Annotated in this window: 21 protein-coding genes; 6 read left to right on the top strand and 15 right to left on the bottom strand. The window is 67.2% G+C overall.

The genetic code is table 11. The features are described from left to right. Positions 1-19: 19 nt before the first annotated feature. From ABD206_RS11720 to ABD206_RS11660, 13 genes are all read right to left on the bottom strand, one after another. Positions 20-487, bottom strand: a complete 468-nt coding sequence (locus ABD206_RS11720; RefSeq protein ID WP_344072750.1) for a VOC family protein — start codon at positions 485-487, stop codon at positions 20-22. Continuing rightward, a complete protein-coding gene (locus ABD206_RS11715; protein ID WP_344072748.1) occupies positions 484-1,347 on the bottom strand; it encodes a fumarylacetoacetate hydrolase family protein in 864 nt (287 codons plus the stop codon). Before ABD206_RS11715 ends, ABD206_RS11720 begins: the two co-directional genes overlap by 4 nt. Positions 1,348-1,378: 31 nt before the next feature. Continuing rightward, positions 1,379-2,854, bottom strand: coding sequence for an NAD-dependent succinate-semialdehyde dehydrogenase (locus ABD206_RS11710; RefSeq protein WP_344072746.1), 1,476 nt, complete (start codon positions 2,852-2,854; stop codon positions 1,379-1,381). After that, positions 2,851-3,786 carry a VOC family protein gene (locus ABD206_RS11705; RefSeq protein ID WP_344072743.1) on the bottom strand — a complete coding sequence of 312 codons (936 nt, stop codon included), beginning with the start codon at positions 3,784-3,786 and terminating at the stop codon, positions 2,851-2,853. The genes ABD206_RS11710 and ABD206_RS11705 overlap by 4 nt, the downstream gene beginning before the upstream one ends. Positions 3,787-3,817: 31 nt before the next feature. Continuing rightward, a complete protein-coding gene (locus ABD206_RS11700) occupies positions 3,818-4,324 on the bottom strand; it encodes a MarR family winged helix-turn-helix transcriptional regulator (protein WP_344072741.1) in 507 nt (168 codons plus the stop codon). Between the two features lie 139 nt (positions 4,325-4,463). Continuing rightward, positions 4,464-5,360, bottom strand: a complete 897-nt coding sequence (locus tag ABD206_RS11695) for a LysR family transcriptional regulator (RefSeq protein ID WP_344072739.1) — start codon at positions 5,358-5,360, stop codon at positions 4,464-4,466. Positions 5,361-5,472: 112 nt separating this feature from the next. Then, on the bottom strand, positions 5,473-6,828 hold the full coding sequence (locus ABD206_RS11690; protein WP_344072737.1) for an aminomethyl transferase family protein: 1,356 nt from the start codon (positions 6,826-6,828) through the stop codon (positions 5,473-5,475). A 166-nt stretch (positions 6,829-6,994) separates the two neighbouring features. Beyond that, positions 6,995-7,909, bottom strand: coding sequence for an ATP-binding cassette domain-containing protein (locus ABD206_RS11685; RefSeq protein WP_344072735.1), 915 nt, complete (start codon positions 7,907-7,909; stop codon positions 6,995-6,997). Further along, entirely contained in the window at positions 7,906-9,717 is a 1,812-nt protein-coding gene (locus ABD206_RS11680) for a dipeptide/oligopeptide/nickel ABC transporter permease/ATP-binding protein (protein ID WP_344072733.1), read from the bottom strand. Before ABD206_RS11680 ends, ABD206_RS11685 begins: the two co-directional genes overlap by 4 nt. Continuing rightward, positions 9,714-10,661: an ABC transporter permease gene (locus ABD206_RS11675; protein WP_344072731.1), complete on the bottom strand. Its 948-nt coding sequence runs from the start codon at positions 10,659-10,661 to the stop codon at positions 9,714-9,716. The genes ABD206_RS11680 and ABD206_RS11675 overlap by 4 nt, the downstream gene beginning before the upstream one ends. A gap of 152 nt (positions 10,662-10,813) precedes the next feature. Next, positions 10,814-12,364, bottom strand: coding sequence for an ABC transporter substrate-binding protein (locus ABD206_RS11670; RefSeq protein ID WP_344072729.1), 1,551 nt, complete (start codon positions 12,362-12,364; stop codon positions 10,814-10,816). 188 nt (positions 12,365-12,552) lie between these two features. Next, positions 12,553-14,148 carry an arylsulfatase gene (locus ABD206_RS11665; protein WP_344072728.1) on the bottom strand — a complete coding sequence of 532 codons (1,596 nt, stop codon included), beginning with the start codon at positions 14,146-14,148 and terminating at the stop codon, positions 12,553-12,555. A gap of 121 nt (positions 14,149-14,269) precedes the next feature. Further along, positions 14,270-14,734 (bottom strand): MarR family winged helix-turn-helix transcriptional regulator, encoded by a 465-nt coding sequence (locus ABD206_RS11660; RefSeq protein ID WP_344072726.1) that lies wholly within the window; start codon positions 14,732-14,734, stop codon positions 14,270-14,272. 73 nt (positions 14,735-14,807) lie between these two features. Here ABD206_RS11660 and ABD206_RS11655 point away from each other — a divergent pair, with 73 nt between their 5' ends. The 4 genes from ABD206_RS11655 to ABD206_RS11640 all read left to right on the top strand — a co-directional run bounded on the left by ABD206_RS11655 (position 14,808) and on the right by ABD206_RS11640 (position 20,183). Continuing rightward, positions 14,808-16,547 carry an FAD-dependent monooxygenase gene (locus tag ABD206_RS11655; protein ID WP_344072723.1) on the top strand — a complete coding sequence of 580 codons (1,740 nt, stop codon included), beginning with the start codon at positions 14,808-14,810 and terminating at the stop codon, positions 16,545-16,547. 158 nt (positions 16,548-16,705) lie between these two features. Beyond that, positions 16,706-18,055, top strand: coding sequence for a hypothetical protein (locus ABD206_RS11650; protein WP_344072721.1), 1,350 nt, complete (start codon positions 16,706-16,708; stop codon positions 18,053-18,055). 27 nt (positions 18,056-18,082) lie between these two features. After that, positions 18,083-18,796, top strand: coding sequence for a helix-turn-helix transcriptional regulator (locus ABD206_RS11645; protein ID WP_344072719.1), 714 nt, complete (start codon positions 18,083-18,085; stop codon positions 18,794-18,796). Between the two features lie 61 nt (positions 18,797-18,857). After that, positions 18,858-20,183, top strand: a complete 1,326-nt coding sequence (locus ABD206_RS11640; RefSeq protein WP_344072717.1) for an aminomethyl transferase family protein — start codon at positions 18,858-18,860, stop codon at positions 20,181-20,183. Positions 20,184-20,219: 36 nt separating this feature from the next. On the opposite strand, the gene ABD206_RS11635 is transcribed toward ABD206_RS11640, so the two are convergent. Both ABD206_RS11635 and ABD206_RS11630 read right to left on the bottom strand, forming a co-directional pair. Further along, a complete protein-coding gene (locus tag ABD206_RS11635) occupies positions 20,220-21,524 on the bottom strand; it encodes an AAA family ATPase (protein ID WP_344072715.1) in 1,305 nt (434 codons plus the stop codon). 346 nt (positions 21,525-21,870) lie between these two features. Continuing rightward, positions 21,871-22,440: a carboxymuconolactone decarboxylase family protein gene (locus tag ABD206_RS11630; protein WP_344072713.1), complete on the bottom strand. Its 570-nt coding sequence runs from the start codon at positions 22,438-22,440 to the stop codon at positions 21,871-21,873. A 119-nt stretch (positions 22,441-22,559) separates the two neighbouring features. Here ABD206_RS11630 and ABD206_RS11625 point away from each other — a divergent pair, with 119 nt between their 5' ends. After that, positions 22,560-25,376, top strand: coding sequence for an alpha-L-rhamnosidase (locus ABD206_RS11625; RefSeq protein WP_425561196.1), 2,817 nt, complete (start codon positions 22,560-22,562; stop codon positions 25,374-25,376). Beyond that, entirely contained in the window at positions 25,373-25,804 is a 432-nt protein-coding gene (locus tag ABD206_RS11620; protein WP_344072708.1) for a cupin domain-containing protein, read from the top strand. The genes ABD206_RS11625 and ABD206_RS11620 overlap by 4 nt, the downstream gene beginning before the upstream one ends. Positions 25,805-25,855 lie beyond the last annotated feature (51 nt).

Raw genomic sequence — 25,855 nt, 5'->3', positions numbered from 1 at the left:
TGGAAGTGTCGATTCGCGCTCAGTCGGGGCGCTTGCCGTGGAACACGAGCTCGATCATCGTGTGGTCGGGGTCGTGGATGTAGCAGAACTTCGACTGGTTCTCGGGGCGCGCCACCTCGCGGGTGTGACGGATGCCGAGGGCGTCGAGGTGCCCCATGAAGCCCTCCCAGTCCTCGACCTCCATGGCGAAGTGGTAGGGCGCCATGCGGTCCATCTCCTCGACCGGCGTGAAGTGCAGGTCGAAGCGGCCCTTGGTCATGAGCACCACGCGCGAGTTGCTCTTGGGCATGACGCGCTTGAGGCCGAAGACCTTGGTGTACCACTCGACCGTGCGGTCGATGTTGGTGGTCGGAAAGTTCACGTGGTGGATGTACTTCGGCTCCATGCTGCGACCCTGATCGTCGAACTTCGGCGCCGGAAGCGCGAAGCCCTTCTCGACCTGTCGAGGGCCGGCATCCGTGTCGGGGGTGGCGTCAACGGTGGTCATCGTCCGTTTCCTTTCTGAGTGCCGGCGACGGCGCCGACGGGGTCTGACTCGTAGCGCTCTGCTACGACGGTGTCGATGTCGCGCCTCTCGGCTACGACGGTGTTGGTGAGTGTTCCGATGCCGGAGATTTCGATGTCGATGACATCGCCCACTGCCATGGGGGTGTTGCCGTCCGCGCCCATCCAGAGGACGTCGCCCGGACGAAGTGTGATGTACTTCGTGATCTCCACGATGAAGTCGTACGGATCGAAGATCATGTCGCCGGTGGCGAACTGCGCGTCGATCTCGCCGTTGCGGCGCACCGTCGTGGTGGCGGTCATCGGATCGATGTCCGTCTCGATCCACGGACCCATCGGCTTGAACGTGTCGGCGTTCTTGGCGCGCCAGAACGTGCGATCGGCGTGCTGCCAGGTGCGCGCACTGACGTCGTTGCCGATCGTCCAGCCGAAGACGCCGGCGATCGCCTCCTCGCGCGTGACGTGGCGCATGGTCGCACCGATCACCGCGACGACCTCCGCCTCGGTCTCGAAGCGCCCTTCGACGTCGTCCGGCTTGACGATCGCCTCGCCGTGCGCGATCAACGCGCTCTGCGCGCGGTAGCCGACCTCGGGGTGAGGGCCGACCTTGACCGGGTCGTACCCGAGTTCCTCATGGTGCCGGTTGTGGGCCTTGTAGTTGAAGCCCGCGGCGTAGAACGTCGGCGGCATGACCGGAGGCAGCAGCGTGACATCCGCGAGCGCGTGATCGGCACCCGTCAGACGTCGCTCGCCGAACAGCGGACCGGCGATCTCGTGGATCCGGTCGCCGTCGACGACACCGAAGAACTCGCGTCCCTCGATCTCGCAGCGTGCGTACCTCATCGTGTCGTCCGTCTCGGTTCGTGTTTCAGGGTCAGCGCAGCTTGTGCGAGATGCGCTTGGTGATCAGGTAAGCCTGGACGCCCTCGGGTCCGCTTTCGCGTCCGATGCCGCTCTCCTTCACACCGCCGGACGGTGCTTCGGTGACCGAGCCACCGCAGTGGTTGATGGAGAGGATGCCGGCCTCGAAGCCGCGCACGAGCTTGTCGGCGGTCGCCGCCGACTCGGTGAAGCCGTAGGCGGCGAGCCCGAAGGGCAGGTCGTTGGCAGCAGCGATGGCCTCATCGAGGTCGGTGAAGGAGGTGATGGGCGCGATCGGGCCGAAGGGTTCCTCGAACATCACCTCGGCGTCCATCGGCACGTTCGTGAGGATCGTCGGCGCGTAGTAGTAGCCGCTCTCGCCGATGCGCTCCCCGCCGTAGGCGACGGTGGCGCCGTGGGCGACCGCGTCGTCGACGAGGTGGCTGATCGACTCGACACGCTTCGCGTTGATGAGGGGACCCATCGTGACGCCGGTCTCGAGCGGGTCGCCGATCGTGAGGGCCTCGGCCTGGCGCACCATCTCGGCGGTGAACTCCTCGACGATGCTCTCGTGCACGAAGAAGCGGCTGGGCGAGGTGCACACCTGACCGGCGTTGGCCCACTTGGCGGCAGACGCCCGGCGCGCGGCGAGGATCGGATCGGCGTCGGCGCAGACGATGACGGGGGCGTGCCCGCCGAGCTCCATGATCGTCGGCTTCATGAGGCCGCCGGCCCGAGCGGCCAGCTCCTTGCCGACCGGAACCGAGCCGGTGAAGGCGATCAGCCGGGTCTGCGGGGCGTCGATCAGCTGGTGGGCGGTCTCGGCGCCGCGTCCGAACACCAGGTTCAGGACGCCGGCGGGAAGACCGGCATCGTGGAAGGCCTGGGCCAGCGCACACACGGTGGCGGGCACCTCCTGCGAGGCCTTGATGACCAGCGAGCAGCCAGCCGCGATGGCCGCCGACATCTTGCGCATGGGGGATCCGGCGGGGAAGTTCCACGGGACGATCGCACCGACGACGCCGACCGGCTCGTAGCGCACGGTGAGGCTCGTGTCGACGTCGGTCGGGATGATGCGCCCGTACAGACGTCGGGTCTCCTGCGCACACCACTCGAGGGTGCCCGACACGCGCACGACCTCCATCACGGCATCCTTCAGAGGCTTGCCCTGCTCGATGGCCATGAGACGACCGATCTCGGGGGCCCGCTCGCGCAGCAGCGCCACAGTCTTGTTCAGGATGCGCGCACGCTCAAACGCAGAGGTGTCGCGCCAGGCGGGGAAGGCGCGCTCAGCGGCGGCCAGGGCCTCGGCGATGTCGCTCTCCTCGGCGCGGGCGACCTGGCCGAGGACTTCCTCGGTTGCGGGGTTGATGATGTCGAACGAGCGCCCCGCGGCGCCGTCGCGCCAGGCACCGTCGATGTAGAGGCCGAGCCGTGCCTTCGCGTAGGTGTCAGCGGCCTCGGAAAGGGTGGGAGAGGTGATGGTCATGCGAGCGCGGATCCTTCCGAGGTGTTGGGGACGCGGGAGTCGCGGTTCGTCTCGAGTACCCAGATGTGGTGCGGCGGAGTCTGTTCGTGGATGTTGGGGCCGTAGCTGTCATCGACGCGGTCCATGTCGGCGGCGTACTCGACCCGTCCCCCGGCGGGGCAGTGGATGAAGCGGAAGACGTTCGAACCGACGGTGTGGCGGCCGAGGCGACGGGCTTCCCGCCAGCCCTTCTCGATCATGTGGTTGCCGCCCTCGATGACGTCGTCGAAGCCGGAGACCTCCCATGAGGTGTGGTTCGTTCCGGCGCGGTCGGGGCGGTGGCACAGCAGGAAGTTGTGCTGGTCGTCGTCGCCCTCGATCTGCATGAACACACCCATGGGCTTCACGACATCGGTCGCGCGGAAGTTCAGGCGATCGAGATAGAAGTTGACCGCCTCGTGCCGCCCCTCCTTGGGGATGTTCATGGCGACATGGCACACGCGGATCGGTCGGATGTCGGGAATCGGTCCGTGCGACTCGTTCCACCGCTCGACACGTCCGCGACTGTTGTACTTGCGCACGTCGAAGTTCAGGTTCTCGGGATGGGTGACCATGAGGCCGATGCCGAACCCGGTCTCGTCGTACGTGTGGGCGATGCCGCCTTCGACGACGACCTCCCGGTCGGTGCGGAGATCTGCGACCAGCGCATCCATCGCCTCGGCGGTGTCGACGCCCCAGATGACCTCCTTGATACCGGGGCCTTCCTCGGGCGAAGTCGGCAGCGTCGGGTCGCCGACGCGCTTGAGCACGAGCCGCTGTCCGACCTGGGTGGTCAAAGTGCTGACATCCGGCGTGCGCTCGACCAGCTCCAGCCCGAAGTCCTGGAAGAAGCGGGTGACCTCGTCGAGGTCGTCGACGCCGTAGACGACGGATTCGATGCGTTCGATGCTCATGGCCTGTGTTTCTGTCGGTCGGTGTCGAGTCTCACGAAGCGGTCCGCGTCGCGGCAGTCTCGGGGGCGAAGTCTTTCGTTGCGCGGCGTGCACCGAGTGCATCGCGGATGCTCTCGAGAGTGCGCAGGGCGGATGCGAGCCCGTCGGCGTCGCGACCGCCCCACGCGTCGGCGAGGTGCTCACCCCACGCACGTCGCAGCCGCGCGATGTTGGTGTCGGCGAGAACGGTCGAGTGGATGCGGATGCCGCGCCCGTCGTCGACGCTGCGCTCGGACGTGACGTAGCCGCGCTCCTTGAGCTCCCTCAGAGCGGCGCTGACGTTGGTGCGCTGCAAACCGTTCGCATCGGCGATCTCGGAAGGAGCGCACCCGGGGTTCTGGTGCACGAAGTGCATGACCTGGCTCTGGGTCTGCGTGAGCGGGAAGACCGGATTCGTGTGCGATGCGCTCAGTCGCATCTCGCGGGTGACATCCACGAGCGTCGCCGCGAGCGCGACGAACATCGTGTCGCGCTGGTCGCCGTCGTCGCTCACGCTCATGGAGCCTCCTTGCTCTTCGATAATTATCGAAGCATCACCATCGCGGTGAGGCAAGGGGCTGCGGCGTTCAGCTATGCATGCACGAGCGGCACGACCCGGTCACGACGGGCCAGGTCAGGTCACGACGGGCCAGGTCAGGTCACGCCTCGCGATTGCGGAACCACGTCGTCATGAACTCCAGGAAGACCCGCACCCGCTCGGGAGTGCGCCCCCCGGGACCGTGCACGACGTACAACGCACGAGCCGGCGGCGGCGAGTCCGGGAGGATCTCGACCAGTTCACCGGCCTCCAGCCGCTCCTGCGCGGGCCGGCGCGGGATCAGCGCGATGCCGCACCCGGTTTCGACGAGCTTCTCGATCACGAGGTACGAATTGGCCACCACCGCAGGATCCTGCACTTTGTAGTGGATCGTGTGCTCGGCCTCACCGAGCCGCCAGACCGGATCGTTGGGGTGCATGACGCACTCGTGCTCCCGCAGCTCGGCGATGTTCGCGGGTGCGCCGTGCCTGGCGACGTAGTCCTTCGATGCCGCGAGCACGAACGGCAGCTCCGAAACACGTCGCAGCAGCACGTTCGAGTCCCGCAGGTCGCGGGTGTGGAATGCGACGTCGTAGCCGCGCTCGAGGAAGTCGTAGTTGCGGTCACTCATTCCGCCGAGCTCGAACCGGACGCGGATCTTCGGGTGCTCGATCGCGAAGGCCGCGATCGCATCGCCGACCTCGAGAGTTCCGATCCACTTCGGGCAGATGATCGACAGGGTGCCTTCGGCGACTTCCTGGGAGTGGGAGAGCGAGCGGTCCTGCTCGTCGATCTCGCCCAGGATCCGCGCTGCGAACTCGGCGTACTCGGTGCCGGTGTCGGTCAGACTCACCGAGCGCGCGGTGCGGTTGACCAGGCGGACGCCGATCTGGCGCTCGAGATCGGCGACGTGACGTGAGACGAGCGATCCGGAGATCGCGAGTTCACGCGCAGCGGCGCTAAAGCTCGACGACTTGGCCACGGTGACGAAGGTCTTCATCACGACGAGTCGATCCACGGACTGCACTCCTCACGGTGCCGCGGCGGCGCGGGCACCGTGCACGAGTGTACGCGGCAGACGTACAGGGGCCCCGCCGCTCGACGGCGAGGCCCCTGAATGCGCGCCACGATCAGTGGTTGCTCGACCCTTCGGTGCTGTCGAGGAACGGCCGCTCCATCACCGTCGCGTTCACGGTCGTCTGCGTGTGCTTCTCGTAGAACCGGCTGGATCCACCATCGGGCTCACCCCAGATCAGCTGCACACGGTCGCCGGGCTGCACGGCGGCGTCGAGAGAACCCAACGAGATCCACGAGCGAGTGTTGGACGAGTACACCGAGAGGTTCATGTTGCCGACGTGCTCGCCGTCCTTCTCGATGCGGTCGAACTGGCAGGCGGTGTACGTCGACATCGGTGTCTCGAGGTACTTGAAGCGCTCAGCCCCAGGGTTGTACATGCTGCCCCAGATGCGCTCGACGTCCTCGCGATCCCACTCGATCCACACCTTGCGCCGGTGCTCGTCGCTGATGCGCGCTTCCAGCGCATCACGACCGATGAAGTCGTGGTCGAACTTCGCAATGTGGCTGTATCCGAGGTCCCACGGGGTCACGTAGTAGTCCTCGATGTCGTCCGACACGAAGCTTCCCGCCAGCGCAAGGTTGGCCTCGAATGATCGCGCGCTCTGCCACTCGCGAAAGCTCTGCATCTCCGGCTGCGAGTACACGGCGGGTAGGGTGTTGGCGATCCAGCCCGACTCGGTGGCGACGGATGCGTAGGCCCGGCCACCGATCTGGGTAATGCCGTACTCGGCACCGGCCTCCAGCAGCGTGTTGCGCACACCCTCGAGCTCCTCGTAAGGACCGAAGAACTCCAGCCCCGGGAACCCCGACATGCGGTGGTTCAGCGCGGTGGTCGTGTACTGGCCGATCTTGAAGGTGCCCATGTGGAAGAACTTGATCTCCGGCATCGGACCACCGTTGACCTTCTCGAAGATCTTGTCCGCCGTCGGCCCCTGCAACTGCAGTCGGTAGAGCTCACGACCCTCGGGGTTCATGATCGCGCGCTCATCCTTGCGCACCGTCACATCCCAGTCACCGGTCTCGGCGTGGAACTGCACCCAGTTCAGCGCCGGTGGGCGGCCGACGATCCGTACGAGCTGCTCACCCAGGCAGAAGAGAATCGCGTCACCGATCATGTTGCCGTCGTAGCCGACGGCGACCAACTGCTTGGCCTTCATCGGACCGAACCCGCGGAAGCTGTTCGCCCCGATGTGCTCGAGCAGTCGAAAGACATCGGGACCTTCCACGATCAGATCGGGCATGTGGAGAGAGAGGTCCATGAGCGCGGCACTGGTGCGCCACGACTCCTGCTCGTCGCGCCAGTTCGTGAACTCGGGCTTCACCGGGAACACATATGAGCCCGAGCGCGAGCTGCGCAGGAGCGCGAGGGGGCCACCGGCCGCCTGGATCTCATCTCCGAGAGAGGGCATGTCTACGTCCTTCCTACGATGCGCAACTCCGCACATCGGGATTATTTCACTTAACTACAAACATTGTAGAGATCATCATAGTTTGTCAAGAACTGAAACGACCCAGTCCAGAAAGCACGAGACCCCCACCCGAATCGATGGGGGTCTCGTCGACACTGACCGACCGTCAGCGCTCGGCGACGTCGCTACCCAGATCGCGGATGACGCGGAACTCGTGGCGTCGCGCGCGGCGCTCCTCGCGGCCCGCAGGATGCTGCGCCGGGGTTGCTCCGAGCAGGCGGCGCGTATACGGGTGCTGGGGGTGGGTGAAGAGCTGATCCGCCTCAGCCATTTCGACAATCTCCCCCAGACGCATCACGGCGATGCGGTCGGAGATGTATCGCACCATCTCGAGGTTGTGACCGATGAAGAGGTAGCTCACACCGGTCTCGATCTGCAGATCGACGAGCAGATTGAGGATCTGGTTCTGCGTCGTCAGATCCAGCGCGCTCAACGCCTCATCACAGACCACCAACCGGGGGTTCAGCGCCAGTGAGCGTGCGATCGCGACGCGTTGCTGCTGCCCGCCCGACAGTTCGAAGGGGTAGCGCTGCAGATGCGCAGCCGTCAGGCCGACATGACCGAACAGCTCTGCTGCACGTCGCTCACGCTCGCGCCGACTCGAGACACCATGCCGCTGCAGGGCCGCGGTCACTGCCATCGACACCGGCTGACGCGGGTTGAGAGACATCGACGGATCCTGGAAGACCGCCTGCACGTCACGCCGATACGACAGCGGCGTGTGCCGACCGAACGCCGTGACATCCGTGCCATCGAACGTGATCCTGCCGGTCGTCGGTTCCAGCAGTCGCAGAATGGCACGCCCTGTCGTGGATTTTCCCGACCCGCTCTCGCCGACCAGACCGAAGGTCTCGCCTGGATAGATGTCGAAGCTGACGTCCGTCACGACGTGCTTGTGCTTCGAGCGGCGGAACAGCTGCGGCGCATCGTAGCTGATCGAGACGTTCTCGACCCGCAAGAGCGGGTCCGCCCCGTGTGCGAACACCGGAGCACCCACGGCGTCGGTGACGGTCGTGCTCATCGCGAAGCCTCCTGGGGATGACGATCGTGCCGGGGTCGTCGCTCGCGCGCCGCGAGCAGCGAGGCGGTGTACGGGTGCTTCGGAGCGTCGAAGAGCTCCTCGACACTCTCGGTGACCTCGACCATCTCACCGCGGTACAACACAGCAGCTCGGTCACACGCCTCGGCGACCACTCCCATGTCGTGCGTGATCAGGATGATGCCCATGTTGAACTCATCCTTCAGTTCCAGTAGCAGATCGAGCACCTGGGCCTGGGTCGTCACGTCGAGCGCCGAGGTCGCCTCGTCCGCGATCAACAGCTTGGGTTGGGCCGCGAGCGCGATCGCAATGCCGACGCGCTGCGCCATGCCACCCGAGAACTGGTGGGGGTAGTCATCTAGCCGGGACTCGGCGTTCTGCACACCGACTCTGTCCAGCAGCTCCGCGGCACGTTCCCGCGCGGCCTTGTTGTCCATGCCGAAGTGTGCGCGCAGCGGCTCGCACAGCTGGGTTCCCACGGTGTGCACCGGGGAGAGCGCCGCCATAGGGTCCTGGAAGACGGCGGCCATCACGGGACCGCGGACACCTCGCAGCTGCTTCTCCGCGCGGTGGGCGATGTTCTCTCCGTCAAGAACGATCTCGCCGGATCCGAGGTGTGTGCCCGGGGGCAGGATGCCGAGGATGGCGCGGGCGAACGTCGACTTACCGGACCCCGACTCGCCGACGATCCCCACGACCTCGCCGCGCTCGACCGAGAGACTCACGTCCTTGATCAGGGGGATGTCACCTGTCGGTTCCTCCAACATGACGCTCACGTCGCGAGCCTCAAGGATGTACTCGGGATCCGCCGCGGGCTCGGATGCCGCCACCGTCGCGGCCGCGGCAGCCTCGTCCGCTGCCCGCTGAGCCCGCTCTTTGCGGCTGACCTTGCGGCTGCGGCGACGCCCGGTGAGAGCCTCGTTCAGGCCGTCGCCGATCAGGTTGAACGAGAGCACCGTCAGGATGATCGCCACACCCGGAGGGAACGCGAGGAAGGGCTGCACAGCCTGATAGCCGGCCGCCACACCCAGCAACCCGCCCCAGGACGGTATGGAGGATTCGAGTCCGATTCCGAGGAAACTCAGCGCGGATTCGATGATGATCGCGGTGCCGGTGAGGATCGCCGCCTGCACGATGATCGGGCCCGCCAAGTTGGGGAGTACTTGTTTGAAGACGATCGCACTTTCTCGGAGACCGCTCACCTGCGCCGCATCGACGTACATCTTGTTGCGTTCGGCCAGCGTGACCGCTCGCGTCATCCGCGCGAAGTTCATCGAGAACATGATGCCGATAGCCAGCATGATCGAAAACAGTCCCCGACCGAGGATCGCGATGATCGCGAACGCGATCACGATGCCGGGAAGCGCGTCGAAGATGTCGATGAATCTCGTTCCGATGCGATCCCACCAGCGGCCGCGGAACCCGAGGAGAAGTCCGAGCGGCACACCGATGATCATGGCGACCATGACGGAACCGAAGCCGACGAGCAGGGCGATGCGCGAACCGAAAAGAATGCGGCTGAGGACGTCGCGACCATTGTCGTCGGTGCCGAGCCAGTGCTCTGCCGAGGGACCCTGCAACAACACGGCGAAGTCGTTGTCGGTGGGGTCATATGGTGCGATGAGGTCGGCGAAGATCGCAGACAGCACAACGAGCAGCACCCATCCGAGGGCGACCATCGTGAGCGGTTGACGAAGCATCCGACCGACGACGCGCGCGGCGTTGGACTTCGGGGGACGCTCCTTCTTCGTCGCGAGCGACTTGACGGTAATGGTGTCTGGGGTGCTCATGCGGGTCGTGCTTTCGGGTTGATGACGCCGTAGAGAATGTCGATGACGAGGTTCACCACGATCACGATGATCGCGATGGTCAACGCGATGCCCTGGACGACGGGGAAGTCCTTGCTCAGTGCGCTGCCGAGCATCAGGCTGCCCAGCCCGGGGAATGAGAACACGCGCTCCATCACCAGGCTCGTGCCGATGAGGATTCCAACCGCCAGACCCGAGGCCGCGAGCACCGGGACCATGGCGTTCTTGAGGGCGTACTTCCAGACGATCCGACCGCGGGACACGCCGGCGGCGGTGAGCATCTCGACGTACTTCGACGCGAGCGAGTCGGCCACGGCGGTACGGGTCTGACGGGCGATCAGGGCGAAGGCCCCCGCGCCGAGCGCGATCGCCGGGAGCAGAAGGCCCCACAACCAGGCACCGGCGTCCTGGTTCGGCGGAGTCCAGGCGACCACGGGGAACCACCCGAGCTGGATGACGAACACGAGCACCAGGATCAGACCGACCCAGAACTCAGGAACCGATTGAATGACGGCCGTGAAGCCCGTCACGGCGCGGTCGCGGACCTGACCGGCGCGGACGCCGGCAAAGATACCGGCGCTCACTCCGAAGAGGATCGCGAACAGGAGCCCGCCGCCGACCAGTGAAAGTGTCGCCGGGATACGCGCCGCGATCATGTCGGCGACCGCCTGCCCCGAGATGATCGAGGTGCCGAGATCGCCGTGGAAGAGGGCGACGTAGTAGTCAGCGAGGCGCTCCCAGATGGGACGGTTCAGGCCGAGCTGTTCCTCGATCTCGGCGATCGCCTCCGGGGTCGCTGCCGCGTCACCGAGGATGGCTGCCGCGACGCTTCCCGGAACCATGTAGGTGAGAAGGAAGACGAGCAGAGACAGGATGAGCAACTGCGGGATCGCGAGGAGCACGCGATAGCCGATGAGCTTCAGCATCGCACGCGTCCCTTCTCAGTAGCGCGTGTCCGCATGGTGTCCCTCTCTGTCCTGCCTCATTGCGTGGTCTTGCTGATCCTCCCGCACGCTGCGCGAGGATGCATCGCCCCGGCAGGTTGGTTCTCGCGATCCTGCCGGGGCGATGCGGGGTGTCACTCCGCTGCGACGACCGGGAAGGCCGTGCGGTAGTTGATCATGTTGACGATGTACGGGAAGTGGACATCCTGTTCGATGCCTGCAACCGTCTCGTTGTCGTAGCCGATCACCTGTCCCGGCACCGAGAAGCCGCACGCGAGCGCCTCGTCATCGATGATGACCTTCATGACCTCGGCCCACAGCGCATCGGCCTCGTCGGACGAGCCGGCCGCGATCGCGGCGTCAGCTGCGGCCTTGAGCTCAGGGCTCTCGTAGCCGGAGGGGTTCTGACGCGCACCCGCGGCGAACCAGCTCGCGTACCAGTCGTAGGGCGTGATCTCGTTGTTGGATCCGACGCCCAGCGCGTACTGTCCGCTGTTCCAGGTCGACTGGAAGTCGGGGATTGCGAGCTCCTGGACCGTGATATCGACACCCTCGAGCTGGCTCATCTGGTCTGCGTAGACCTCGAGCTGCGACTTGAGGAAGGGTGCCGACGGGAACGCTGCCGCCACAGTGTTGCTGCCGAGCAGCTCCTGACCGGCCTCGAGGTCGGTGGGGTAACCGATGATCTCGGGGTTGTAGCCGGGCTCTCCCTCGAGGAAGTGCTGCTGCGGGGCGTCGTAGATGTTCTGGCCGTACTCGATGAGCGCCTCGACATCCAGCGCCGAACAGACCGCCTGGCGCACCTCGACATCGCCGAAGACACCACCCGGTGCACGATCGAAGAAGACGACGTTGTTGCGCAGCGACGGGTAGTTGTAACTCGAGAGGTTCGCAGTGCTCTCCACCCGCGCGACCTGCTCATCCTCGACATCTGTGACGTCGATCTCGCCATTGACGAGCGCACCGACGGCGGACGTGTCATCGGCGATCGAGTACACCTCGACGTTCTCGAAGTACACCATGTCGCCCCAGTAGTCCTCGTTGAGGGTGAAGGCGTACTTAGTGCCGTCCACGGAGTTGGCGGTGTCGTACTTCCAGGGGCCGGTCCCGACGGGGGCGTTGACGATCGAGCCGTCCGCGAGGGCCGCGGGGCTGGCGATCAGCACGTTGTTGCGCGTCAGCATGGTCAGGAATGACGGCGCCGGGAACTTGAAGTTGATCTTCGCGGTGAACTCGTCGACGATGTCGACCGACGCGACCGCCTGCAGCGGGCCCGAGTAGGCGCCGGGGTTGTCGCGCACGTACTCGATGTTCGCTTTGACGGCCTCGGCGTTGAAAGGCGTGCCGTCGTGGAAGGTCACGTCATCACGCAGGGTCAGGGTGAGATCCTTCGCGCCCTGCTCCCAGTCGGTGGCCAGGTTCGGGAGAATCTCGTAGTCCTCGCTGAGCAGTACGAGGGTCTCGTACGGAACGGCCATCAGACCGAACTCTGTACGAGCACCGGGTGCCCAGCTGGTGGGTGCGTTGCCCCAGTTGATGCGGAGCGTGCCGGTGGGCTCGCTCGGCGGCTGTGCGGTGGATGTCTCGGTCGGAGCCGGTGTGCTGCCACCGGAACAGCCGACGAGCAGCATCCCGGCGACGGCCAGCGGCACCATCGCCTTCAGAATTGTTGACTTCGCTGTCATGACGCCTCCTTGCGTCAGGTCGAGCTCAACGCTCGGCCCTGTGATGGACACCCATTGGGTGGAGCGGGTGGTGCTTTGACGTTACCCAGGCCGTTTGCTGTGACCCAGACCCGCGCACGCAACCTAACTGTGCACGATGTGACGCCCGTGCATGCACGCCGAAAGAACGCTTCGTCGTGATGCCGACATCACGACTTCGCCTGCCAGGCGGGCAATCCCCGCTCGACGAACATGCGCTGCAGCTCATCGAACGGGATGACTCCGTGCGAGTCGGCCCAGGTCTTCCACGCGGTCGAGAGCTCGGCCACGAGGTCGGGATGGGACGCAGCGAGGTCGTTCTGCTCGGCACGGTCGACCGACATGTCGTAGAGCTCCCAGTCGCGCTCGTTCTCGCACACCAGCTTCCAGTCCCCGCGACGGATCGCACCGTTGCCGATGTGCTCCCAGCAGATGTCGCGCTCGTCGAGGCCGCGACCACGCAAAGCCCCTAGCAGATCTGCGCCGGCGAAGACGTCGGGGCGCTGCGCACCCGTGGCCGCCGCGATCGTCGGCATGAGGTCGATGACATGCCCCGGCTCGTGGATGATCCCCCCGCCGTCCAGTCCGCCCGCGGGCCACGAAGCGATCAGCGGCGTTGCGATGCCACCCTCGTGCACCCACGACTTGTAGAAACGGAAGGGCGTGTTCGACAGGTTCGCCCACGGGCGCCCGTAGCTCTGGAAGGTACTCTCGGCACCAGGCATGACCTCCGGGCGGTTCCCCATGGCGGACTGCTCCCCACCTCGGGTGGTCTCCGGTGTGACGAGCGGATTGAACGTCTGCCCGGGACGAAACTCGGCCGCCTCGGCACCGTTGTCGGACAAGAACAGGATGAGGGTGTCATCCAGGGTTCCGGCGGCCTCGAGCTGGCCGAGGATCTGACCGATCCCCCGATCCATCACCCCGACCTGAGCCGCGTAGACCTCCATGCGCCGCTGCTGCCACTCCGAGTTCTCGGCGTCGGCCCACGAAGGCTCTTCGGCGTCGCGGGGAGCCGGCTCGAAGGGGCGGGGAAAGAGTCCCAGGTCCGCCTGACGCTGTTCACGCGCGATGCGGGCCTGGTCCCAGCCGCCGGCATAGCGCCCCTGCTGCGCCGCGATGTCTGCGGCGGGGGCCTGCAGCGGCCAGTGCGGGGCGGTGTAGGCGAGGTAGAGGAAGAAGGGGCGGTCCTGGCCTGCCGCCGAAGCGATGACCTCCTGCGCGTGCTCGGTGAACGCGTGCGTCAGATAGAAGGCGTCGTCTGCGGCATCCACCTGCACGGGCTCTTCGCCGCGGTAGAACGCCTGCGGGTTGAAATAGCTGGTGCCGCCCGTCACGATGCCGAAGAAGTCCTCGAAGCCGCGCCTGGTAGGCCAGGTCTCGTTGGGTGCGCTGACGTCGCTCGAGAGATGCCACTTGCCGGTGATACTCGTGAAGTAGCCCTGGTCATGCAGGACGTTCGCGATCGTCGGCACGTCGACGTCCAACGACCCGCGATAGCCGAGCGGTCGGGTCAGCACGCCGATCCCGACCTCGTGCGAATAGCGACCTGTCATGAGGGATGCCCGCGTCGGGCTGCATTTCGGGTTCGCGTAGAAGCTCGACATCCGCACGCCACGGGCGGCGAGGCGGTCGAGGTTCGGTGTCGGGATCTCGCCGCCGTAGCTGCCCAGATCGGAGTAGCCCAGATCGTCGGCCAGGATGACAAGCACGTTGGGTCGGGGAGCGTCTGTCGCGCGGGTGTCTGTCACGGGGGTATCAGTCACGGGAGAGTCCTTTCGTGGCGCACGGCATCGTGCGAACGCGTCCTCGTATTCTGCGACCTCTCACGCACGCGCGAGTGCAGGATGTGCTTGCAGACGGTGCGGGATGGCTCCACCGGCGCGATCACTCGTCGCGGATGCCTCGCAGCCCCGCCATGAGGGCGGTCAGGGTCTCCCGCGCGCGGACGAGATCATCGAGGTCACCCGGCGCGCGCTCCCAGGCCTGCCCGAGCAGGTCCCCCCAGCGCCCGCGCAGCGACGCCACTGTCTGCTCGGCCAGGGCGGTCGGGAACACCTGCATCGCGCGTGCATCCGTCGTCGATCGTTCGAGCGTGACGTAGCCGAGGTCGCGCAGCTCCTGCAGTGCGGCACTCACGTTGCTGCGCTTGATGCCGATCGCGCGCGCAATCGCCGAGCCCGCCTCGCCCGGGTGGGCGTGGACGAAGCGCATCACCTGGCTGTGGGTCTGGTTGAGCGGGACGCCGGGAGCGTCGACGGCACCGCGCAATCTCACCTCTCGTGCGATGTCGACGATCATGTCGGCAACCTCGCCGAACAGACGTGCACGCTCATCGTGCGCAGCGCTCATGCTCACCCCTTCCGCAATATGCGTATGTTTGCATGACAAATTACCGGATCGATGAAACGAAGGTGTTGCCATCATGAACCAGATCGAAACCGAGGTGCTCGTCGTCGGCGCAGGCCTTGCCGGCGCGACCGCCGGAGTGCTGCTCGGCCGGCACGGCATCGACGCGATGGTGATCAGCCGTGCGCCGTGGGTCGCGAACTCCCCCCGCGCCCACATCGTCAACCAGCGCACCATGGAGGTCATGCGCGCCGTCGGTCTCGAGCAGGCGTGCGAGGCCGCGGCATCCCCGGGTGAACTGATGGCCAATCACGTCATGATGACAGCTGTCAACGGGCTCGAGTTCGGGCGCCTGTGGAGCTGGGGCGGCGACCCGACCCGCGCGGGCGAGTACGCGCACAGCCCGGGTCACGGCTGCGATCTTCCGCAGGACCGCTTCGAGCCGATCCTCATCGGGGAGGCGATGCGGCTCGGCGTCACCGTGCGCTACCGCACCGAGTTCGTCGGTCTGGAGCAGGATGCCGAGGGCGTGATGACCACGCTGCGCGACCGCATCACGGGCGAAGAGTTCACCGTCCGCTCGAAGTACGTCATCGGGGCCGACGGCGGGCAGAGCCCCGTCGCCGAGGCGATCGGACTCCCCTTCGAGGGGACCGCCGGGCTCGCCCCCGCGCTCAACGTCCACTTCGAGGCCGACCTCTCGCGTCACCTCGCCGACCGCCCGGGCTCGATCTTCTGGATCTTCCAACCCGGCCGCGAGGGCTCGGTCGGAAACGCGATGCTGCGGATGGTGCGTCCCTGGCACGAATGGATCATCGGGTTCGTGCACCTCGGCGAGAGCGTGCGCTCGCTCAGCGAAGAGGAGCTGATCGCGGCCGTCCGCGAAGTGGTCCAGGACGACGAGGTCGAGATCACGATCAAGGGCATGTACCCGTGGATGATCAACCACGTCGTCGCGCAGCGCTTTCAGAGCGAGCGGGTGCTCTGCGTCGGCGACGCCGTGCACCGGCATCCACCCATGAACGGCCTGGGCGGCAACACCTGCATCCAGGACTCGTTCAACCTGGTCTGGAAGATCGCGGCCGTGCTGCGCTGGGGTGCCGACCCGGCACTGCTCAACACGTATACAAACGAGCGGCAGCCGGTCGGCAAGAACGTCGTCGACCGAGCCCTGGCCGGCTGGCATCAGAACCCGGATGTCGTGCGCGCGCTCGGCGTGGACCCGAAGGCGAGTCCTGCCGAGCGCCAGGCCCAGTTCGATGTGCTGTTCGAGGACTCGGATGCCGGCGAGCAGCGTCGCGCCACGTTCGAAGCGGCGAAGCAAGACAAGCGGTTCTCGTACCACGCCCATGGCACCGAGATGAATCAGGTGTACTCGTCGACGGCCGTCGCCCCGGACGGGAGCCCCACCGCACAGGTGACGCTCGACCCGCTGCTGCACTACTCGCCCTCCAGCCGGCCGGGCGCGCGGGTGCCGCACTGCTGGGTCGAGCGCTCCGGTCACCGCATCTCGACGCTGGACCTCTGCGGCCCCGAGCAGTTCACCCTGCTGACGCGTGCCCGCGGTGCCCGGTGGGTGGAAGCCGCCCGTGCCGTCGCGGCCGAGCGCGGCATCCCACTCGCCGTCCACCGGATCGGCCCGGGTGGAGACGTCGCCGACCTGTACGGCGATTGGTCACGCGTGAGTGAGATCGGCGAGCAGGGCGCGATCCTCGTGCGTCCCGACCAGCACGTCGCGTGGCGCCACGCCGACGTCGCGGATGACCCCGCGGCCGCCCTGCGAGAGGCGCTGACGCGCTGTCTGGCGCTGTCGTAGGCATCCGGACTCGCGCTGGCGGTGCGTTCCCGACTACGTCATTCGTCGCGGTCGGGAACGCACACCCAGGATGCATCCACGGCACCGCACTCGCGGATAGAACGGGGGAGTACGGCGCCGCATCGGAGCGTCGCCGCCCCCACCCGAGGAGACCGCGAATGAGCTTCGCCGACGACCAACGCCGCACGTACGAGGACTTCAAGGCCGCACCGCACGGTGCCTTCATCACCGAGCGCCCCGCGTACTTCAGCCCTGCGGCGGCCGCGCAAGACGCGACAGCCGTGTCGAGCACGCACATGCGGTTCGGACCGATGTTCCTGGCGACCGAGTTCACGAACACCTTCGCCGAGGCGCGCGCCCACCACGACACCGCCTACATCGGCGACTGGTCGCCACTCGCCAAGATTCGGGTGAGCGGCGCGGATGCGTTGCGCTTCCTGTCGTGGCTCGGCATGAACGATCTGAGCCGGTTCGAGATCGGCCAGATCAAGCACCACGTGCAGCTCGACGAGAACGGGTATGTCGCCATGGAAGGCATCTTGCTGCGCGTCGCCGAAGAGGCGTTCATCTTCACCGCGGGCTCGGGCGATTGGCTGCTGTGGCAGGCGGGCCAGGGCGAGTGGGACCTCAAGACCGAGGACATCACTCCCGATCGATTCATTTTCGGCATCCAGGGCCCGGCTTCGCTCGCCGTGCTCGAGACGCTGACCAGCGCGCCGCTGCGCGACATCGCATTCAACCGCAGTCGGGAACTGACGCTGGCAGGCGTCCCCCTCCGCGTGCTGCGCACGGGGATCTCGGGCCAGCTCGGTTACGAACTGCACGGAGTAACCGGCGATGGCAACCACGTGTGGCAGGCGGTCGTCGAGGCCGGTGCGCCGTTCAGGCTCCTCCAGCTCGGCTTCCAGGCGATGTCGAATCAGCACGTCGAGGCCGGAATCGCCACCAACGGCCTGGACTACCTGCCGTCGTCGATCGTGACGCCCGGTTCCCCGTGGCAGTTCCGTCATGGCCGGCCCACCGGCAGCTTCGAGCCCACCGCCGTCACCGATTTCTTCCGGCGGCCGAGCGAACTCGGCTGGACCGCACGAGCCCGCGCGAAAGAGGATGACTACCTCGGCCGGTCCGCACTCGAAGCCCACGCGGAGACATCCCGCGCCTTCGTCGGCCTGATCTGGGACACCGCGGATGTGCAGGGCGTCTTCGCTTCGCTCTTCGACGACGAACCCGCCGATCAGATGACACTGCCGCGCTTCTCGGGCCCGGCGTTCGACCGCGTGCAGGTCGCCGGGGACGATGTCGGGGTCGCGAGCGGGCGCACCTACAGCCCGTTCCTGCGCAAAGTCATCTCGTTCGCGGCGCTCGCGCCCGAGCACGCGGCACCGGGGACGACGGTCGAGGTGCTGTGGGGTCGTCCGGGAACGCCCCAGCGCACGGTCAGGGCCGTGGTCACGGCACTGCCGTTCATCCCGGACGGCAGGCGCGTGGATGTCGCGAGCCTGGGCTGATCGGGTCGATCTGCCTAGGGTAGGGGTGTGCAGCAGCTGCTGACGGCACTGGCGTCGTCTCTCACCCTGGCGGGTCCCATCGCGGGCGCGCAGGTCGTCGTGGCAGCCCCACCGACAGAGGCCGTGCGCGCACTGGGGTCCGCAGGGTTCCGCGACGATCCGGCATTCGCCGACCGGTTGCGTGACTGCCGAACCCGCGGCGCGGTGCTGGTCACCTTCGACGACCCTCACGCCTCAGGGCAGCGCGTCGTACGCGGCCGTCGTGACCGCATGCTCACCGACCGTCGCTGGGCACCGCTGCATCCCTATCTGCGCGAGATCTCGTGGTCGGACTACGTGGCCACACCGATCGCGCCAGCCGTGGCGCATGCCGGGGTCATCAACTGTTATCTCGCGCCGGGGGCGGCACTGACAGAGCGCCTGCTCGCGTACCTGCGTTCGGTGGCGGATGTCGCGGCGCGCGCGCTCGAGCTGGGCACTGCCGTCTCCCCGGCGCGCGATGCCGACCTCGATCTCCGCCTGGGTCGACTGTCACCGAGGGAGCGCGAGGTGTTGGCACTGCTGGGGGCGGCACTAACGAATCAGCAGATCGCCGACCGGTTGGACATCACCGAGCGCACGGCGCGCACTCACGTGAGCAACGTCCTGACCAAGCTCGACCTCGCATCCCGCACGCAGGCCGCCCTGCTCGTTCAGACGGCACGATCCCAAGAATCAGCTAGCGAAAACTATTTCAGCTGACTTATATTGCTGAGGACGCACCGACGGCGGTGCGCCATACCCGAAGGCAAAGGAGCCGGACATGGCATGGGAGTTCGTCAGCCTGCAGCAGGGCATCGACCAGGCGGGATCGGCCGTCGATCTGCTCTGGAAGCCGGGCGCACCGCCCTGGAAGCCCCCGATCGTCGAGGACGAGTACGCCGGGTGGGGCGCCGAGCAGGCTGCCTGGCGCACCGAGGTGACCGTGTCGGACCTGTCGTACCACATGTCCGATACGTTCCTCCGGGGCCCGGATGCCGCGCGACTTCTCTCGGACGTGAGCGCCAACAACATTCCGGGCTGCGCCATCGGGCAGGCCAAGCAGTTCGTCCCTGTGTCGTACAACGGCAACCTCATCACCGACGGCATCCTGCTGCGTGACGGCGAGGAATCCTTCGTACTCTCAGGCGTGCCCGGCGCACAGAACTGGGTCGCGTATCACGCGAAGAGCGGCGGATACGACGTCGAGATCGAGACCGACCCCGACCGGTCCTTCACCCCGGGCGACCCCCGCCTGTTCCGCCTCCAGGTGCAGGGCCCCGCCGCCCTCGCCGTCGTCGAGAAGGCCTTCGGCGGCCCCCTCCCGACGACGAAGTTCTTCCACACCACCGAGGTCGAGCTCGCCGGCGCCCGCTTCCGCGCGCTGCGGCACGGCATGGCCGGCCAGCCCGGCTACGAGTTCATCGGCTCGTACGCCGACCACGACGCCGTCAAGGACGCGCTGTTCGCGGCCGGCGCCGAGTTCGGCATCAGCCATGTCGGCGCGCTGTCGTATGCGACGAATGGCATCGAGTCGGGCTGGATCCCCACGCCTACACCGGCGATCTTCACCGATCCCGAACTCGCCGAATACCGCGCACAGCTGGGACTGTTCACCTACGAGGGGCAGAACCCGCTCTACGGCAGCTTCTACTCCGACGACATCACCGACTACTACACCTCCCCCTGGGAGCTCGGCTACGGGCGCTCGGTGTCCCTGGATCACGACTTCATCGGACGTGACGCGCTGATCGCCGCCAAGAATGGCCCGCTGCGCACGAAGGTCACGCTCGAGTTGGATGCCTCGGAGGCGCTCGGTGCCCCGGGTGACTACCTCAACAACTACGGGCGCCAGCGCATCGAGGTCGACGGAACGCTCGTCGGAACGACCTTCCAGGCAGGACGCATCGCTCCGCTGGATCGCGTGCTGGCGCTCTCGCTGATCGCGGAGGAGTACGCGACTCCCGGCACGCGCGTCGAGGTCGTCTGGGGAGATCACCCCGGTCACGGCACCGCATCCGACGCCGACCTGGGTCTGCCCCGCATCGGCGCGACCGTGCAGCCGGCGCCCTACAACGAGTTCGCGCGCACCGCCTACCGCAAGGACTGACCGCTCTGGCAGAGGGCTCGCGCGACCCTCGCCCCATCACAGACGGGCGAGGGTCGCGATGTCCTGCGTGAAGGCCTCGGCGACCTCGGCCGAGACGGTCGCCCGAGTGGATGCCAGCGCAGTGATGTAGTCCTCGGACTGCAGGGTCGACTCCTCCCCCGTGCGCAGTGCGCGGCCCAGCGCATCCTGCGATGCCCGCCGCGCCGCGTACTCGATGTCGGCGGGCGTCAGCCCCTCGCTGGCAGAGACCAACTCCGCGACATCCAGCCGCGCGAGCGCGTCGTCGGGAACGTACTTCGTCCAGATCGCGGCGCGCGCCTCGGCATCGGGCAGACCGATCGGCAGCACGTAGTCGAAACGCCCGTGGCGCAGGAAGGCGGCATCCAGTGCCCGGATGAAGTTCGTCGCGCAGATCAGCAGCCGACCCGGTCGGTCACGGAACTCCGCAACCACTTTCAGCAGTTCGTTGGTCACTCCCTGCGTCGGCGACGGCGGATCACCCCCGCGGCGCGAGGCGATCTCTTCGACCTCGTCGATGAACACGACGGCGTGTTCGAGTTCCGAGATCGTCGCGAACGATTCGCGCAGTGCGTGCGCCATTCCCCCACGCGGGTCGCCGAGGCGCGAGGGGAACAGCTCGACGAAGGGCCAGTCCAGGCGTGACGCGATCGCGCGCGCGAACGTCGTCTTCCCGGTGCCGGGAGGGCCGAACAGCATTACCGCACGGGGCGGGACGACCCCGAACCGCGCTGCCAGATCGGGCTGCGACAGGGGTGCGACCAGGCGCTCTTCGAGAAGCGCCTTCTCGTGGCGCATGCCGGCCACGGATCCCCAGAGATTGCGCGGCAGGATGCGGCCACCGACCTCCTTGAGCAGATCCAGCTCGCGGCGCTGGACAGGCATCTGTCGCTCGAAATAGCGCAGGTGATGGCGTTCCTCGAAGCCGTTGGCCAGCAGCCCCGCGGCACGATCCGATTCGCCGGACACCAGTGCCGAGAGCTTGCCGAGGCCCAGCGGCGCCATCCGTCGCTCCAGCGCATCGAGCAGCTCACCGCCGATGGCCGTGGCATCGCCGTGCTCGTCGACCGCGAAGAACACGAGATCGACCGCGAAGAACACGAGCCACCCTTGGGCGTGGGCCGCCCGACCCACGGCAACACCGACGACCGTGTCGCCGTGCACCGCAACGGTGGCGTGGTCCTCACGGCACGAGGCGATCACCTCGGCGAGCGAGTACACCGGGCTGTCGGCACCGGCGTCGGCCGCCTGCCAGAGGCGCACGATCCCGTCGAGATCGTCGTCATGGAAGTCGCGCACGTGGGGGCGCGAGCGTGCCTTCACCATCGCATCCTCTTTTCAGGCATCTGAAACTTGTGATGCACGCTAGCCGTGTCGCGCGCCGGCCGCATAGTGACTCCTCCACACAAGAAACTGCGTTCTCGTCGTGGATTCTCACAATCTCCGCGTGATCGCGCCGATGGATGAGGCGTGAGCGACGCTCCACCTTCGGATGCACGAAAGCGCATTGTCCACACCCGCGTCGGGGGCGAACATTGTCCCCAGCATCCCGGAAGGAGCACGCGATGAGCACAACCGCAATCAACACCACCCAGGCATCGCCGATGCTCGACGACGTCTGGTTCTGCGATGACGAGACCTGCGACTACTGCCAGGCCGCCGAGACCGACTAGCTCTTGCCGTAGCCCGCGACGTCGGCGAAAGGCGCCGGCTTGTCGGGATTGAGGTCCACCTGGAAGGTGTTCAGGCACATCGAGAGCAGCGTGTAGTTGCCGAGCAGTCCGATGGCATCCACCAGCTGCTCGTCGGTGAAGACCTCGGACATGCGCGCGTAGGTCTCATCCGACACGAAGTGGGTGCTCAGCAGCTCGACCGCGAAGTCGTGGAACACCCGCAGCTCGACATCCTCGCCGAAGTCCGGATCCTCCCACGCGGCCAGGGCCCGAACCGCATCGGCCGGCACTCCGGTCTCGATGGCGTGGTCGACGTGCGACATCCAGGAGTACTGCGCGTCGAAGTAGCGGGCGGCGACCAGCAGGGCGTACTCGCGCACGCGTTCGGGCATGCTGCACTCGAACCGCACGAAGGCACCCAGAGCCTCCACCCGGTCGCAGAGTTCGGGGCTGTTGAGCCAGACTTTGAAGGGTCCCCCGATCTTGCCGCGCTTGGCGATGATGCGGTCGGCGAGCTCTCGCTGCTTGCCGACCATGGTCTCGAGCGGAATGGTGCCAACGCGCACGGGTGCCTCCTGAATGAGTGTTCTCACGTCGGAGACTACGAGCGGATGCCGCGCGAAACGCCCGCCCGGCGGGCAACGTTAGCGTGCACCCACCGAATCGCCCGAACACCTAGCGTGAGATGGTGTCTGCACGAATTGCATCGCTCACCGTCGAGCTGAGATCGGATTCCGCCGACGTCGCCGTGCCGGCTCCGCGCCTGTCCTGGATCGTCGAGGCCGACGAGCCCGCATGGGAGCAGTCCTGGGCCGAGGTCCGCAGCGGCGACGACATCCACCGCATCGAGGGGGCCGACTCGCTCTTCGTCGCGTGGCCGTTCGCACCGCTCGAGCCCGCACAGCGCAGAGAGGTCACCGTCCGCGCGGCTGCCACCGATGGCCGGGTGACGGGGTGGAGTGCGCCGCTGGCCGTCTGGTCGGCCATCGCCCCTGAGTGGGCGGGACTGCCGATCGGGCAGGCCCAGCCGACCGCCGATGCCCAGCCGGTCCTGCTTCGTCGATCGCTCACCGTCCGCGAGGGACTGCGGGCGGCCACGCTCTACTGGAGCGCCCTCGGCGTCGTGGACATGGCGGTCAACGGCGCGGCCGCGAACGATGCGATCCTCACCCCCGGGTGGACGACCTATCAGAGCCGTCTGGTGTACGAGAGCGCGGATGTCACCTCTCTCCTCTCGGCCGGAGAGAACGTCCTGTCGGCGCACCTGGGTGGCGGGTGGTTCACAGAGAAGTACCACCCGGTGCGGGGCCGGGTGCGGTTCCACGGCGATCAGCCCCGACTCGTCGGCCAGCTGATCCTCGACTACGGCGACGGCTCCCGCGAGATCGTCCCCACCGACGAGACCTGGCGCACCTCCGGCGAGGGCCAGATCGTCGCCAGCGGCATCTACGAGGGAGAGCAGGTCGATGCTCGACGTGCCCCCGCCGGCTGGCAGATGCCGTCCTTCGACGACTCGACCTGGATGCCGGCACTCATCACCGACGATGATGTCTCGGGACTTGAGCCCCGCATGGCACCGCCCGTGCGCCGCACCGGGGGCCTCGCGCCGGTTGCGATCTCGACGACGCCGTCGGGCCGCGTCCTGCTGGACTTCGGCCAGAACCTCGTGGGACGCCTGCGCTTGACGGTCTCCGGCCCCGCCGGCACGACGATCACCGTGCGGCACGCCGAAGTGCTCGATGAGGGTGAGCTGGCACGCCGTCCCCTGCGCGAGGCCTCACAGGTCGATGTCTTCACACTGGCGGGCACCGGCGCGGCAGAGTCCTTCGAGCCGCGCTTCACCTTCCACGGCTTCCGCTACGTCGACATCGACGGGTGGCCCGGCGAGTTCGACCCGGCCGCCGTCGAGGCGGTGATCCTCGGCAGCGACCTGCGGCGCACCGGCTGGTTCGAGAGCTCGGATGCCGCGCTCAACCGCTTCCACGAGAACATCGTGTGGACCCTGCGGGGCAACTACCTCGCTGTTCCGCAGGACTGCCCGCAGCGCGACGAGCGCCTCGGGTGGACGGGCGATACGCAGCTGTTCGCTCCCACGGCCGACTTCCTCTACGACTGCCACGCGTTCCTGCGGTCGTGGCTGCGCGACCTGCGGATCGAGCAGGACCGCCTCGGCGGGGTGGTACCGCTGTTCGCTCCCGACGTCGTCCCCGACTTCGCCGATCGCGGACCGATCGCCGCCTGGGGCGACGCGATCACGATCATCCCCCTGGTGCTCGCGGACAGCTCGGGCGACCGCTCCCTGCTCACCGAGTTCTACCCCGGCATCCGCGCCTGGATGGAGGTCGAACTCGCCCAGCGCGACCCGGAGGGGCTGTGGACGACGGGGCGTCAGCTGGCCGACTGGCTCGATCCGAACGCCCCACCCAACGCCCCGGCGCGCGGGCGCACCGACACCGATCTCGTCGCGACCGCCTATCTCGCCCGCACCGCTCAGCTGACAGCCGACATCGCGGGGGAGCTCGGCGAGAAGACGGATGCCGACCGGTACCGCGCGGCGGCGGCCGACGGGCGGGCCGCGTTCGTCCGGGCATTCGTGAGCGAGTCCGGCCGCATGATGAACGACACGCAGACCGCCTACTCGATCGCGATCGCGTTTGAGCTGATCGATGACCCGGCGCTCCGACAGCGTGTCGGCGATCGCCTCGCCTACGTGGTGCGCCGCGACGGCTACCGGATCGCGACCGGACTGATCGGCACCGCGATGGTCGCACCCGCCCTGACGGCGACCGGCCACATCGACACCGCCGAGCGACTCCTCTTCCAGACCGAGGCGCCCTCATGGCTCTACCCGGTCTCGGTGGGCGCGACGACCGTCTGGGAGCGCTGGGACGGGCTGCGGCCGGATGGCTCGCTCAATCCGGGCGAGATGATCTCGTTCAACCACGTCGCCCTCGGCTCGGTCGGGTCGTGGCTGCACGACACCGTCGCCGGCCTCGCCGCGGCTGAGCCGGGATACCGGCGCCTGCGCATCGCACCGCACCCGCTGTCGCGGCTCGATCACGCGCGAGCCGCACATGAGACCCCGTACGGGCGTGCCGAAGCAGGGTGGCGGCGCAGCGGTGACCTCCTCCACGTCCACGCCCTTGTCCCCGCCAACACGACGGCCGAGGTGATCCTCCCCACCGGCGAGCGGCACGAGGTGGGTTCCGGGCGCCACGAATGGGTCTGCGCCGCTCCGACTCCTCTGCCGACACCCCCGGTCACGCTCGACTCCTCGATGGCCGACCTTGCCGACAACCCCACCGCGAGCGCGGCGTTCTTCGGTCTGCTGGCGGGACACGCGAACCGCTTCCTCGGCAACGCGGTGAAGAACAACGCGCTCTACACGCCCGGGCGCAGCATCCGCGATGCCCTGATCTTCGCCGATCACAAGACCCTCGCCGCCGTGGACTCGGCGCTGCGGCAGGCAACAGGCCCCACCACCGACCCCCAGGAGGCATGACGATGACGACAGTCCGCATATTCGAAGAGATCGAGGTTCTCGACCGCGGCGGCGCCGTGAAGACGTGGCCGCTGATCACCAAGGACACCGCCGGCGGCACGAACGAGGTGACCACCGGCATCAGCGTGTACCCCGTCGGCGCCGGAGCACCGCTACACTCGCACAACTGCGGCGAGCAGGTGCTGATCCTCGAGGGCGCGGGCTTCGTCGAGGTCCACGACCCGGAAGAGGGCCTCATCCATCGCGACCTCGTGAAGGATGACACCGCGTACGTCCCCGCGAACGTCTTCCACCGCTACCAGAACACCGGCGATGCGCCGATGCGCATCCTGTGGATCTACCCCGGCGCCTACGTCACCCGCACGTTCGCCGACACCGGCAAGACCGTCGAGCACCTCACCGCCGAAGACCAGATGGGCGGTCGCTGACGCGACTCGCTCCCCGCGGCAACGCAACGGGCTCGCCTCCACGCGGAGGCG

Source organism: Microbacterium sediminicola, assembly GCF_039531125.1.
In the GTDB taxonomy this organism is placed as follows: Bacteria; Actinomycetota; Actinomycetes; order Actinomycetales; family Microbacteriaceae; genus Microbacterium; species Microbacterium sediminicola.
Note: the sequence above shows the minus strand (reverse complement) of the source record. Positions and strands in the feature narration are given on the sequence as shown.